Source organism: Pseudomonas sp. DP-17, assembly GCF_022380625.1.
Taxonomy (GTDB): domain Bacteria; phylum Pseudomonadota; class Gammaproteobacteria; order Pseudomonadales; family Pseudomonadaceae; genus Pseudomonas; species Pseudomonas nitroreducens_A.
In genome coordinates, this window is record NZ_JAKSXG010000019.1 from 23966 (window position 1) to 37161 (window position 13196).

Consider the following 13196-nt stretch of genomic DNA (forward strand, 5'->3'; position numbering starts at 1 on the left):
TGGTGGGTGTAGCGTCGGGCACATTTTGGGGCTGCTGTGGGAGGTTCAGGGAGCACCGAGTCTTGGCCCACCGCCCTCTCCCCTGCCCTCTCCCTGAAGGGAGAGGGAGCCGGTCGGCGTGAAGCGAAACTCCGGCTTCAGCCGGTCTCCTCCCCAATATCTGAAAGCTGCGACAGCATCAGGAGCACGGCGCACCCGGCACGGCAGAGGACAGCCCCCTCTCCCTTCAGGGAGAGGGTTGGGGAGAGGGAGCGGAGCCAGCGTCGAGCGCCAGGCTTATCGCCTCCAACACCGCCCCCAACCTCAACAGCACATCATGATTCCAGAAACGCAGCACCGTGAAACCTTTGTTCCTGAGCCATGCGTCACGCTCCTGATCCGCATCAGAATCCAGATGCTGCCCGCCATCCAGCTCGATGATCAACATCCGTTCGTGACAGATGAAATCGATGATGTAGGGGCCGATGATTTTCTGCCGGCGGAACTTGAGGCCGAGGAAGCGGTGAGCGCGCAGCTGGTGCCAGAGGGCGCGTTCGGCTTCGGTCTGGTCTGTGCGGAGTTGTTTGGAGAATCGGGTGAGGTGGGACGACATTGTCGGAGCTCCAGCGGGAGTACGTCTGGAGGCTAGTGCCTCGGCCCACCGCCCTCTCCCCAGCCCTATCCGTGAAGGGAGAGGGAGCTTTCCGAGCTGTCTGTAGGTTCTTGCGCACTTTCAAGCTGCTGCTTGAGGAGGACTCCGATGGCACCGCTCACTCCGAACAATCCCCTCTCCCTTCGGAGCGGGGCGCGTAGCCAGGGTTAGGGAGAGGGCAGCGGCTTCAATGGACTCGGAACCAACCGGTACTCTCCGAGCCCCTACTCCACCTCCAACCGCGGCAAGCGCAAGGTCACCCGCAACCCACCCTCGCGGCGATTCTGCAGAGTCACTTCCCCGCCATGGGTATGCGCAATATTGCGTGCAATGCCCAAGCCCAGGCCATAGCCCTGGCCCCGCTCGGACAACCGGAAGCGCGGCTCGAAGACCTTCTCCAGGCGTTGTTCCGGCACGCCGGGGCCTTGGTCGTCGACGTGCAGCACCACGGCATCGGCATCATCCTCGATGCTCAGCTGGGCGCGGCCGCCGTATTTCAGGGCGTTGTCCAGCAGGTTGCCGATGCAGCGCTTGAGCGCCAGCGGCTTGCCCGGATAGGGCTCCAGCGCCGCGCCCAGCACCTCGACGCGGCCGTCGGCGATGTAGGGGCCGGCGACGTACTGCAGCAGCTGGTTGAGGTCTACCGGCTCGACGTTCTCGTGGATGTCGGTGTCCTTCACGCATTGCAGCGCGCCCTTCACCAGCAGTTCCAGTTCGTCGAGGTCGTGGCTGAACTTGTCGCGGGCCTGCTCGTCTTCCAGCAATTCGACCCGCAGGCGCAGGCGGGTGATCGGCGTGCGCAGGTCGTGGGAGATGCCGCTGAACAGCTGGGCGCGTTCGTTGACGTAGCGGTCGATGCGCTCGCGCATGGTGTTGAAGGCGCGGGAGACCTCCACCAGTTCGCTCGCTCCGCTCTCTTCCAGCGGCTGGTCCTGGCCGCCCAGGGCGATGTCGCGGGCGGCGCGGGCCAGGCGTTTGAGCGGGCGGCTCTGCCAGTGCACCAGCAGGCCGGTGAACAGCAGCAACAGCAGGCTGGTGAAGGCGATGGAGATGACCTGCTGCGGCGGCAGGCCTTCGGGCTCCAGAGTGACGTAGGGCGCCGGCATCAGGCTGGCGATGTACAGCCACTCGCTCTCGCCGATGCGGATCTGCGTGACCAGCACCGGCGGGTTCACCGGCTCCAGGGTCAGCGCGTAGTGCGCCCACGAGCGCGGCAGCTCCTCCAGCTTCAGCTCGCCGTTGAACAGCCGCAGGTCGTCCGGGCTGACGAACTCCACCTGCAACTCGACATCCTTGCCCAGCTTCTGCCGCAGCACGTCCTGCACGATATCCATCACCGCCTGCTTGTTGGAGGTGTCCGGCAGCGCGCGCATGTCCAGCGGGCGTTCGTTGAGCGAGACGAAGAAGCGCGTGCCGCCCATACTGCGCAACTGGTCGAGTACCAGCGGGCGGTAGCCGATGGGCAGCGAGCGGAAATAGCTGACGCTGGCGGCCATGGAGTAGGCCAGGCTGCGCGAGCTGGTGAGCAGGCCGTCGCGCTGGCTGCTGCGCAGGTGGGAAATCCAGAACAGGCTCGACAGGCCCTGGGCGATCAGCACCGCCAGCAGGGTGAGCAGCAGCATGCGGCCGAGCAGCGAGCGCGGCACCAGGGACCAGCGGCGGCGCTCACTCATGGCCGGCGAGGTGCGGGCGAACCTGGGCGGCCAGCAGGTAGCCGCTGCCGCGCACGGTCTGGATCAGCCGTGCCGGTTTGTCGGTGTCACGCAGGCGTTGGCGCAGACGCGACACGGCCATGTCGACGATGCGCTCCAGCGGCATCACCTCGCGGCCGCGGGTGGCGCTGGCGATGGTGTCGCGGTCAAGGATCTGCCGGGGGTTGTCGAGGAACAGCTTGAGCAGGGCGAAGTCGGCGCCGCTGAGGAAATGCTCCTCGCCGTCCTCGTGGAACAGCCGGTGGCTGATGGTATCCAGCCGCCAGTCGTCGAAGGCCAGCACCTCGCCGCCGCGCACCTGGGTGAACTGCGCGCGGCGCAGCAGCGCCTTGATCCGCGCCAGCAGCTCACGGGGGCTGAAGGGCTTGCCGAGGTAATCGTCGGCGCCCAGCTCCAGGCCCACCACGCGGTCGGCCTCGTCGGAGCTGGCGGTGAGCATGATCACCGGCATGCAGGCATGCCGCTGGTGCGAGCGAATCCAGCGGCACAGGCTGAAGCCATCCTCGTCGGGCAGCATCACGTCGAGGATCGCCAGGGCGGCGTCCTCGTCGCACAGCGCGCGGCGGAAGCTCTCGCCGTCGGCCACGCTGCGCACCTGGAAGCCGGCGCGGCTGAGGTAGGTTTCCAGCAGCTCGCGGATTTCCTGGTCGTCGTCCACCAGCAGGATGGATTTGGCAGGCTGGTTCACTTCGGGCGTCCTTTCTTGTTGTTCTAATGGATAAAGCGCTGAATCAACCTTCGTTGCGAAGGGCCTGTTCCAGGGCGACACCGGCGCCGAACAGACCGGGATGCTCCGCCGTCATGACCCACACCGGCACCGGGTCGAGGTAGGGCCCGCTGGTCTTGCCACGGGTGCGGAAGGCCTCGGCAAAACCGCTGCGCTGGAAGCGTTCGAGGAAGCGCGGAACGATGCCGCCGGTGATGTACACGCCCCCCAGCGCACCGACCGTCAGCACGGCGTTCCCGGCGACCCGCGCCAGCCAGACGAAGAAGTGTTCCAGCACTGCGTCGGCGTAGGCGTCGCCGGCCATGGCGCGCTCGCCGATCTCGGCGGCGGTGGCGCATTTGGGCTCCACACCATCGAGCTGGCAGCTCATGCGGTAGAGATTTTCCAGGCCGCTGCCGGAGAGCACGCGCTCTGCCGAGACGTGGCCGTATTTCTCGCGCAGCAGTTGCCAGAGGGCGAAATCTCGCTCGCAGGTCACCGGCAGGTCGACGTGGCCGCCTTCGCAGGGCAGCACTTCCCAGCCGCCACCCGGCAATGGCATCAGGCTGCCGACGCCCAGGCCGGTGCCCGGGCCGATGATCAGTTTGGCGCGGCCTTCCAGGGCCTTGCCCGGACGCACCTGCACCAGGTGTTCTTCCGACAGCCGCGAGGCCGCCCAGGCCATGGTGCTGAAGTCGTTGACCAGCAGCAGATGGCTCAGGCCCAGCTCGGCGCGGAAGGCGTCGCGCTGGATCACCCAATGATTGTTGGTGAACTTGAAGTCGCCAGCGCCAACGGGACCTGCGCAGGCCAGGCAGACGTTGTCGATCGCCGACAGCGGCTGGCCGACGCGCTGCAGGTAGTCGCGTACGGCGTCTTCCGGGCGCGGATAATCGGCGCAGGCCAGGACCTGGATGGATTCGAGGACTTCACCGCGCCACAGGGCGAAGCGGGCGTTGGTGCCGCCGATATCGCCCACCAGGGCGAAACCGTTGGAAGAGGACTGAGCATTATTGGAGTTCATTGCGGGCTCGGGCCTGGAAGTGGGATTGAAGGTTGCGGCGCGGGATCATGCCAGCATAGGACAGCGCCGGGAACGCCCCGTGCAACGGACAGGCAGTCCGTCACACAGGACGTCGGACGGGTCAGCTCGGACCGTTCAGCTCCGCCGTGAAGCTGCAGGCGCCCTGCTCCGCCGGACTGAAGGCGTTGCGCATGAAGGCGAACAGCTCGCGGCCCATGCCAAGGTTATCGATGACCGGGGTTTCCACCAGCGGGCGGGCTTCCCACTGCGCCGCATCCACCAGCACGCGCAGCTCGCCGGTGGTGCCATCGACGCGCACGATGTCGCCATCGCGCAGCTTGGCCAGCGGCCCCCCGTTGAGGGCTTCCGGGGAGACATGGATGGCCGCCGGGACCTTGCCGGAAGCGCCGGACATGCGCCCGTCGGTGACCAGCGCCACCTTGAAGCCACGGTCCTGCAGCACGCCAAGGAACGGCGTGAGCTTGTGCAGTTCCGGCATGCCGTTAGCGCGCGGGCCCTGGAAGCGCACCACGGCGACCAGGTCGCGCTCCAGCTCGCCGGCCTTGAAGGCGGCGGCCAGGCTGGCCTGATCGTGGAAAATGCGCACCGGGGCTTCGACGATCTGGTGCTCAAGCGCCACGGCGGACACCTTCATCACCCCGCGACCGAGGTTGCCTTCCATCAGGCGCAGGCCGCCTTCGGCCGAGAACGGCTTGTCGATGGGGCGCAGGATGTTCTCGTCCAGGCTCGCCGCCGGGCCTTCGCGCCAGACCAGCTTGCCGCCGTCGAGGAAAGGCTCCTGCAGGTAGCGACGCAGCCCCTTGCCCATCACGGTCTGCACGTCTTCATGCAGCAGGCCGCCATCGAGCAGCTGGCGGATCAGGAAGGACATGCCGCCTGCCGCCTGGAAGTGGTTGATGTCGGCCTGGCCGTTGGGATAGATGCGCGCCAGGGTCGGCACCACCTCGGAGAGGTCCGCCATGTCCTGCCAGGTCAGCTGGATGCCGGCGGCCTGGGCGATGGCTAGCAGGTGCAGGGTGTGGTTGGTCGAGCCGCCGGTGGCCAGCAGCGCCACCACCGAGTTGACCATGGCCTTCTCGTCGACGATCTCCGCCATGGGCACGAACTGGCCGTTCTCCGGGGTCAGGCGTGCGGCCTGGCGGGCGGCTTCGCGGGTCAGCTCGTCGCGCAGCGGGGTGTTCGGGTTGACGAAGGAGGCGCCCGGCAGGTGCAGGCCCATCACCTCCACCAGCAGCTGGTTGGTGTTGGCGGTGCCATAGAAGGTGCAGGTGCCCGGCGCGTGATAGGAGGCCATTTCCGAGGCCAGCAGCTCCTCGCGGGTGGCCTTGCCTTCGGCGAACAGCTGGCGCACCGCGGCCTTCTCCTTGTTGGAGATGCCGGTGGGCATCGGGCCGGCGGGCACGAACACCACCGGCAGGTGGCCGAAGCGCAATGAACCGATCAGCAGGCCGGGGACGATCTTGTCGCACACGCCCAGGCACAGCGCGGCATCGAACATGTTGTGCGACAGGGCGATGGCGGTGCCCATGGCGATCACGTCGCGGCTGGCCAGGGACAGCTCCATCCCCGGCTCGCCCTGGGTCACGCCGTCACACATGGCCGGCACGCCGCCAGCGAACTGACCGACCGAGCCGATCTGCCGCAGGGCGTCCTTGATCAGCTCCGGGAAGCGCTCCAGCGGCTGGTGCGCGGAGAGCATGTCGTTGTAAGCGGAGACGATGGCGACGTTGGCCTGGTTCATCAGCCGCAGCGCCTGTTTGTCGGAATCGCCACAAGCCGCGACGCCGTGGGCGAGGTTGCCGCAGGGCAGCGTGCCGCGGTGCGGGCCCTTGGTGGCGGCTGCCTTGACCAGGTCGAGGTAGCGCTGGCGCGTGGCCGCGCTGCGGGCCTGGATGCGCTGGGTGACTTCAAGCACACGAGGGTGCATGGCAGCATTCTCCTACAGACTATCGGTTGTTGTTTTTACAACATAATCATCGATTACTAAGCATTTACTTTTCATCGATGGCGAAATTTAATGGTTTTTACCACAACAAAAGAAAAGAGACGACCTCCATGACTATACGCCTGGCAATCAACGGATTTGGCCGCATCGGTCGGAACATCCTCCGCGCGCTTTATTCGGGCCCCTATCGCCAGCACCTGCAAGTGGTGGCGATCAATGACCTGGGCGACTCCGCGATCAACGCCCACCTGTTCCAGTACGACAGCGTGCACGGGCGTTTTGCCGGCCAAGTCGAGCATGACGCCGAAAGCCTCAGGGTAGAGGGCGACCGCATCGCCGTCACGGCCATCCGCAACCCGGCCGAGTTGCCGTGGAAGGCGCTGGGGGTGGATATCGTGCTGGAGTGCACCGGCCTCTTCACCTCCCGCGACAAGGCCGCGGCGCACCTGCAGGCCGGAGCGCGCCAGGTGCTGATCTCCGCTCCCGGCCAGGACGTCGACGCCACGGTGGTGTTCGGCGTAAACGAAGGCGTCCTGCGCGCGGAGCACCGCATCGTCTCCAACGCCTCCTGCACGACCAACTGCCTGGCACCGGTGGCCCAGGTGCTGCACCGCGAACTGGGCATCGAGCACGGGCTGATGACCACCATCCACGCCTATACCAACGACCAGAACCTCTCCGATGTCTACCACAGCGACCCGTACCGCGCCCGCTCGGCCACCCATTCGATGATCCCGACCAGGACCGGCGCCGCCGAGGCCGTGGGTTTGGTGCTGCCGGAGCTGGCGGGCAAGCTCACAGGCCTGGCGGTTCGAGTACCGGTGATCAACGTCTCGCTGGTGGACCTCACGGTGCAGGTCGCCCGCGACACCAGCGCGCAGGAGATCAACGAACTGATGGAACGCGTCGGCGAGACCTCGGCGATCCTCGGCTTCAACCGCCAGCCGCTGGTGTCGGTGGACTTCAACCATGACCCGCGCTCGGCGATCTTCGATGCCAGCCACACGCGGGTGAACGGCCGGCTGGTGAAGGTGATGGCCTGGTACGACAACGAGTGGGGGTTCTCCAACCGCATGCTGGATACGGCGCGGGCGATGGCTGCGCGGGGCTGAAACTCCGCTGCTGTCGGGGTTCGCGAGCAAGGTCGCTCCTACAGGGGGCGGAGCGCTAGCTCTTCGTAGGAGCGAGCTTGCTCGCGAACAGCCGCCACGCCGAACGCCGCTCAGCGATAAAGCCTTTTGCCCTGCGCCTCCAGCACCAGCAGGCGCATGTCCGCCTCGGCCCGGATCGCCTCCTGGCCCAGGTGATCGACGCGCTTCCACGCCTTGATTTCCTCGCGGCTGCGGCCACAGCCCAGGCAGATGCCCTCTTCGAACTCGCAAATCTTGATGCACGGACTCTTCACGGACTTCCTCTCGACGGGGTGGATGAACGTCAGTGGGCCTGGACAATGGACACCCGCGCGGCGCCAAGGTCCAACTCGATTTCCCCATCGGTGCCATCGACCCAGGCAATCGAAGCGCTAGAATCCGCCCTCCACGCTTTCCGACTGCGCCCATGCTCGCCCTCAAGCTCACCCTGGTTCCGCTGTTCCTGCTGCTGGTCTCCCTCTCCGGGCGCTGGTGGGGGCCGACCGTTGCCGGCTGTCTCGCCGCCCTGCCCGCCATCGCGGGGCCGATCCTCTACCTGATCACCGTGGCGCACGGCCATGCGTTCGGCGCCCAGGCCGCAGTGCTGGCGCTGGCGGCGATCTTCGCTTCGGAAGCGTTCAACTTCGCCTATGCCTGGCTGTGCCGACGACATGCCTGGCCGCTGGCCCTGAGCGGCGCAATGCTGGCTTGGCTGGTCGCTGCCTGGGGGCTGGCGCAACTGCCTGCCTTTCCCATCTGGGCACTGGCCGCCGCAGCCCTGGGTACGCTGACCAGCCAGCTGTTCATGCCCCGCGCCGAACTGCCGGCCAGCGTCACCGCACTGGGCCGCTTGGAGCTGGGCCTGCGCATGCTCGCCGGCGCGCTGCTCACCCTGGCCGTCACCGCCCTCGCCGGCTGGGCCGGGCCGAGTTGGAGCGGCCTGCTGGCCGTGTTCCCGCTGCTCTCCATCGTGCTCTGCGTGTCGTCGCAGCGGCTGCACGGCGCAGGCTTCGTCATCGCCCTGCTGCGCGGCATGGTCAGCGGGCGACCGGCCTTCGCGGCCTTCTGCCTGTGGCTGGCGCTGCGCCTGCCGGACAACGACACCCTGCCCAGCTTTGCCGAGGCGGCGCTGCTTGCCGTGCTGGTACAAGCCGCAGTGCGCTGGCTGATCGGGCTTCGCTCCCGCAGGACAGCCAAAACCGCCTGAAAGCAAAACGCCACGGCTGGATCAGCCGTGGCGTTTTCTGTTGCACCCGTCGGTAGCACTTAGAGCAGCGTGAAGCTCTGCTCCTTCACGTTGTCCGAATCCAGGCCGACGTAGACCTTGAACTCGCCCGGCTCCGAGGCATAGCGCAGCTGGCTGTCGTAGAAGCGCAGGTCTTCCTCGCGGATCGGGAACTGCACGACCTTCGATTCGCCCGGCTTGAGCATGATCTTCTCGAAACCCTTGAGCTCCTTGACCGGGCGGCTGATGGACGCGGCGACGTCGCGCAGGTAGAGCTGCACGGTGGTCTCGCCGGCGAGCTTGCCGGTGTTCTTCACGGTCACGCTGGCGGTCAGCTGGTCACCCTTCTTCAGCTTGCTGCCCGACAGTTTCACCTCCGAGACGCTGAACTCGGTGTAGCTCAGGCCGTAGCCGAAGGGGTACAGCGGGCCATTCTGCGAGTCGAAGTAGCGCGAGGTGTACTTGTTCGGGTGCTCGTGGTCGAACGGGCGGCCGGTGTTCAGGTGGTTGTAGTAGATCGGCACCTGGCCCACCGAGCGCGGGAAGGTCATGGTCAGCTTGCCCGAGGGGTTGTAGTCGCCGAACAGTACGTCGGCGATGGCGTTGCCGCCTTCGGTGCCGCTGAACCAGGTTTCCAGCACGGCGTCGGCGTTGGCGCTTTCCCAGCGCAGGTCCATCGGCCGGCCGTTCATCAGCACCAGCACCAGGGGCTTGCCGGTCGCCTTGAGGGCCTTGAGCAGCTCGACCTGGCTCTGCGCGATGTGCAGGTTGGTCTTGCTCGACGCCTCGTGGGCCATGCCCTGGGATTCACCGACCACGGCCACCACCACGTCGGCCTGCTTCGCCTTCTCGACGGCTTCCTCGATCATGGCTTGCGGGCTGCGCGGGTCGACCTTGACGTCTTCGCTGTACTCGTTGAGGTATTTGACGATCTCGGGATCGTCGGTGACGTTGGCGCCCTTGGCATAGAGCAGCGCGGCGTGGCCGCGGGTGGCGGCGCCCATGCCTTCGAGCACGGTCACGGCCTGGAAGGCCTTGCCGGCGGCGGACCAGCTGCCCATCACGTCGCGCTTGCTGTCGGCCAGCGGGCCGATCAGGGCGATCACGCCGTCACGCTTGAGCGGCAGCACGCCACCTTCGTTCTTCAGCAGGACCATGCCCTTGCGCGCAATCTCGCGGGCGTCGGCGCGGTGCAGGCGCTCCTCGGCGTCGGTGTCCACCGGGTCCTTGCCCTGCAGGTAGCGGTACGGGTCCTGGAACAGGCCCATGTCCCACTTGGCGGCGAGCACGTCGCGACAGGCACGGTCGATCTCGTCCTGGCTGATCAGGCCGGCCTTGAGCAGCTCGGGCATGTGCTTGCCGTAGAGGTCGTCGTTCATGTTCATCTCGACCCCGGCGTTGATCGCCGCCTGGGTGGCGTCGCGCTCGGTGGCGGCCACGCCGTGCTTGATCAGCTCCAGCACCGCGCCGTGGTCGCTCAGGGTCAGGCCCTTGTAGCCCCACTGGCCGCGCAGCAGGTCCTGCAGCAGCCACTTGTTGGCGGTGGCCGGCACGCCGTTGATGCTGTTCAGCGAGACCATCACCGCGCCGGCGCCGGCGTCGATGGCCGCGCGGTAAGGCGGCAGGTAGTCCTGGAACATGCGCTGCGGGCTCATGTCCACGGTGTTGTAGTCGCGGCCGCCTTCGCCGGCGCCGTACAGGGCGAAGTGCTTGACCCCGGCCATGATGGTTTCCGGCTGGTTCAGCCCCTTGCCCTGGTAGCCCTTGACCACCGCGGCGGCGACCTTGCTGGTCAGCCAGGCGTCTTCGCCGAAGCCTTCCGAAACACGGCCCCAGCGCGGATCGCGGGCGATGTCGACGGTGGGCGAATAGGTCAGGTTGAGGCCATCGGCGCTGGCTTCGATGGCCGAGACGCGCGCGCTGCGCTCGATGGCCGCCAGGTCCCAGCTCGCCGCCAGGCCCAGGCCGATGGGGAACACGGTGCGATGGCCGTGGACCACGTCATAGGCGAAGAACAGCGGAATCTTCAGCCGGCTCTTCATGGCCGCATCCTGCAGGTCGCGGATGCCCGGGCGGACGACGGTGTTGAACACCGCGCCGGTGGTTCCTTCGGCAATTTCCTTCAGCAAAACCGGCTTGGGATGGTCCGGTCCGACGCTGACCAGGCGCAGCTGGCCGATCTTCTCTTCCAGCGTCATGCGCTGCATCAGGCTGTCGATGAAGGCGTCCTTCGACTGCCCGGCCAGCGGCACGGCAGGTGCGGCGGCGGGCGCCTGGGCGGCGGAAAGCGAAGCGCTGCTCAGGCCCAGCAGGAGGCCGAGCCAGCAGATACGGCTGATTGGAGTTCTTTTCATATGGGTACTCAGCAGCCTGCGCGAGGCGCCAGCTCACTGTGGAATGTGGTTAAGAGGCGTCGTCAGGGCGGTTGTTCGGGCGGCATCCCCGGGTGTTGCCGCCAGCGCCTTGCGAACGCGGCACATAAGGTCGTCGCGCCGCGGGCGGAAGTCAATCACCGAACGGCTGGAAAGCCTGGGGCAAATGCGCCAGAGCCTGGGATCAATGGTCGCGATTGCGCGCGTTGAACTCCATTTCCTCGAGCATGGCTTCGCGCAGGGCACGCTCCTCGTCCCACTCGTCTTGCGCCGGTACAGGCGGTGCGGGGGCCGGCGATGGCGCGGGCAGGTCAGGCCTGGCCTGCGTTTCAGGCTGGCCTTGCGCACCGGATTGGACAGGCACTTGGGCTTCGTCCTGCGGCTCGACTTCCGGCAGCCCATGCACGCCGCTGAAGTCGGCGTCCACCCCGGTGTCCTCGTCGTCGCTCGGCGGACGATCGATCAGGTCATCGAAGTCGGTCTTCAGGCCCTGTTCCATCTCGTCCAGCTCGGCGAGCAGGCTGCGGAAACTGGTTTCCTCCTTCGGCTCCTCCGGCGGTGCGGGCTCCGGCTCCTCGCCTGCATCGCGCACGGCCTGGTCGGCCAGGGCCTGCAGGGACGGCGGAATATAGTCCTCGTCGTACTCCTCGGGGCTCGGCAGGCTGGCCACCGGCGCCATGTCCTCGAGGATCGGCTGCGGCTCGGGCTCCATCAGTTTCAGCTCGGCGAGCGGCGGCAGGTCCTCCAGGCTTTTCAGGTTGAAGTAGTCGAGGAAGGTACGGGTGGTGGCGAGCATGGCCGGGCGACCGGGGACTTCGCGGTAACCGACGATGCGGATCCACTCGCGCTCCATGAGCGTCTTGACGATCTGGGTGTTCACCGCGACGCCACGGATTTCCTCGATCTCGCCCCGGGTGATGGGCTGGCGGTAGGCGATCAGCGCCAGGGTTTCCAGCAGCGCACGGGAATAGCGCTGCGGGCGCTCCTCCCAGAGACGGCCGACCCAGGAGGCGAACTTCTCGCGCACCTGCAGGCGGTAGCCGGTGGCGACTTCCTTCAACTCGAAGGCGCGTCCGGAACAGGACAGGCTCAGCACCGCCAACGCATCGCGGAACTGCTGTGGCTCGGGGCGCTCGGCCTCCTCGAACAGCTCGCCGAGGCGCTCCAGCGACATGGGCTTGCCGGCAGCCAGGAGGATGCCTTCGAGCAGGGTCGCCAGTTCTTGCGGGTCGGAGAGATTCATCGGCGGCTCGGATCGGAGTTGAAGGTTAAGCGGTTCAGCCGGGAAAGCTACTCAAAGCGCGGCGCCAGGGCAACGATCAGAGCGGCTCGTCGTCCGGCTCGCCATCCAGTGCCTGGTCGAGCGCCGCCTCGCCTTCGAGGCCGTCGAAATGGCCGTCCTCGAAGGTCAGCTCGGCCGGCGGCTCCTCGCGTGGCTCGAAGACGTCTTCGTCGCCCTCTTCCAGCACGTCTTCCGATGCTTCCCCGAAACGTGCGGCGCCTTCCTGCACTTCCGTGCGGGCGCGGACGTGGATGGGCGCGAAGGCTTCGTTCTGCACCAGTTCCACCAGTTGTTCCTTGACCAGTTCCAGCACCGCCATGAAGGTCACCACTACGCCGAGCTTGCCTTCCTCGACGCGGAACAGCGTGATGAAGGGCACGAAGCCTTCGCCCTTCAGGCGTTCGAGGATTTCGGTCATGCGCTCGCGGGTGGACAGCATCTCGCGGGTGACCTGGTGGCTTTCGAACAGGTCGGCGCGGCGCAGTACCTCGGCCATGCACAGCATCAGCTCCTGCATGTCCACTTCCGGCAGCAGCCGGCGCGCCCGCGCATCCGGTGCGGCGACGGTGGGAACCACGTAGTCGCGGCCCAGGCGCGGCAGGTCGTCGAGGTCCTCGGCGGCCTTCTTGAAGCGCTCGTACTCCTGCAGGCGGCGGATCAACTCGGCGCGCGGGTCTTCCTCTTCTTCCTCGGCCTCGGCCGAGCGCGGCAGCAGCATGCGCGACTTGATCTCGGCGAGCATGGCGGCCATCACCAGGTATTCGGCGGCGAGTTCCAGGCGCACTGATTTCATCAGCTCGACATAGCCCATGTACTGGCGGGTGATCTCCGCCACGGGGATGTCGAGGATGTTGATGTTCTGCTTGCGGATCAGGTAGAGCAGCAGGTCGAGCGGGCCTTCGAAGGCTTCGAGGAAAACCTCCAGGGCGTCCGGCGGGATGTACAGGTCCTGCGGCATCTCCGTCAGGGCCTCGCCGTAGACGAGCGCCAGCTGCACCGGCACCTGGTATTCAGGGGCCGCGGCGGGGGCTTCCGGCTCGGTCAGGTCACTCATCGGCCACTCGTCAGGCGCTGGGGTTGGAAGGCGGCATTATCCCTGCTTTTGTCGGCGGCGCGAGGGGCTTTTGGCGGATTTGCCTCGCACGCGG

General features: G+C 66.8%; 10 protein-coding genes and 1 pseudogene. 2 read left to right on the forward strand and 9 right to left on the reverse strand.

From position 1 onward, the window contains the following. Positions 1-226: 226 nt before the first annotated feature. The 5 genes from MJ122_RS28095 to edd all read right to left on the reverse strand — a co-directional run bounded on the left by MJ122_RS28095 (position 227) and on the right by edd (position 6021). Positions 227-592: an endonuclease domain-containing protein gene (locus MJ122_RS28095; protein WP_088418066.1), complete on the reverse strand. Its 366-nt coding sequence runs from the start codon at positions 590-592 to the stop codon at positions 227-229. Positions 593-855: 263 nt separating this feature from the next. Then, the gene (locus tag MJ122_RS28100; protein WP_239747032.1) at positions 856-2277 is read right to left on the reverse strand and encodes an ATP-binding protein; all 1422 of its coding nucleotides are present in this window, start codon (positions 2275-2277) and stop codon (positions 856-858) included. Positions 2278-2296: 19 nt separating this feature from the next. After that, a complete protein-coding gene (locus tag MJ122_RS28105) occupies positions 2297-3031 on the reverse strand; it encodes a response regulator (RefSeq protein ID WP_088418065.1) in 735 nt (244 codons plus the stop codon). 43 nt (positions 3032-3074) lie between these two features. Next, the gene (locus MJ122_RS28110; protein ID WP_088418064.1) at positions 3075-4073 is read right to left on the reverse strand and encodes a glucokinase; all 999 of its coding nucleotides are present in this window, start codon (positions 4071-4073) and stop codon (positions 3075-3077) included. Positions 4074-4194: 121 nt separating this feature from the next. Further along, a complete protein-coding gene (gene edd / locus MJ122_RS28115) occupies positions 4195-6021 on the reverse strand; it encodes a phosphogluconate dehydratase (RefSeq protein WP_239746979.1) in 1827 nt (608 codons plus the stop codon). 128 nt (positions 6022-6149) lie between these two features. On the opposite strand from edd, the gene gap reads away from it, so the two are divergent. Beyond that, positions 6150-7151, forward strand: coding sequence for a type I glyceraldehyde-3-phosphate dehydrogenase (gene gap, locus MJ122_RS28120; RefSeq protein ID WP_239746980.1), 1002 nt, complete (start codon positions 6150-6152; stop codon positions 7149-7151). 110 nt (positions 7152-7261) lie between these two features. On the opposite strand, the gene MJ122_RS28125 is transcribed toward gap, so the two are convergent. Further along, on the reverse strand, positions 7262-7444 hold the full coding sequence (locus MJ122_RS28125; RefSeq protein ID WP_088418061.1) for a DUF1289 domain-containing protein: 183 nt from the start codon (positions 7442-7444) through the stop codon (positions 7262-7264). 152 nt (positions 7445-7596) lie between these two features. Here MJ122_RS28125 and MJ122_RS28130 point away from each other — a divergent pair, with 152 nt between their 5' ends. Next, the gene (locus MJ122_RS28130; RefSeq protein ID WP_239746981.1) at positions 7597-8376 is read left to right on the forward strand and encodes a hypothetical protein; all 780 of its coding nucleotides are present in this window, start codon (positions 7597-7599) and stop codon (positions 8374-8376) included. Positions 8377-8435: 59 nt separating this feature from the next. Here the strand turns inward: MJ122_RS28130 and bglX are convergent, their stop codons facing one another. The 3 genes and pseudogenes from bglX to MJ122_RS28145 all read right to left on the reverse strand — a co-directional run. Beyond that, positions 8436-10733, reverse strand: a complete 2298-nt coding sequence (gene bglX / locus MJ122_RS28135) for a beta-glucosidase BglX (RefSeq protein WP_239747033.1) — start codon at positions 10731-10733, stop codon at positions 8436-8438. A gap of 217 nt (positions 10734-10950) precedes the next feature. Then, positions 10951-12009: an SMC-Scp complex subunit ScpB gene (gene scpB, locus MJ122_RS28140; RefSeq protein WP_088418058.1), complete on the reverse strand. Its 1059-nt coding sequence runs from the start codon at positions 12007-12009 to the stop codon at positions 10951-10953. 256 nt (positions 12010-12265) lie between these two features. Next, positions 12266-12973: pseudogene (locus MJ122_RS28145) on the reverse strand (ScpA family protein); the annotation flags it as partial. Between the last annotated feature and the right edge of the window lie 223 nt (positions 12974-13196).

Coding starts and splice junctions, on each gene's coding strand:
- gap (WP_239746980.1), top strand. CDS start 6,150: ATGACTATACGCCTGGCAATCAACGGATTTGGCCGCATCGGTCGGAAC.
- MJ122_RS28130 (WP_239746981.1), top strand. CDS start 7,597: ATGCTCGCCCTCAAGCTCACCCTGGTTCCGCTGTTCCTGCTGCTGGTC.
- MJ122_RS28095 (WP_088418066.1), bottom strand. CDS start 592: ATGTCGTCCCACCTCACCCGATTCTCCAAACAACTCCGCACAGACCAG.
- scpB (WP_088418058.1), bottom strand. CDS start 12,009: ATGAATCTCTCCGACCCGCAAGAACTGGCGACCCTGCTCGAAGGCATC.
- edd (WP_239746979.1), bottom strand. CDS start 6,021: ATGCACCCTCGTGTGCTTGAAGTCACCCAGCGCATCCAGGCCCGCAGC.
- MJ122_RS28110 (WP_088418064.1), bottom strand. CDS start 4,073: ATGAACTCCAATAATGCTCAGTCCTCTTCCAACGGTTTCGCCCTGGTG.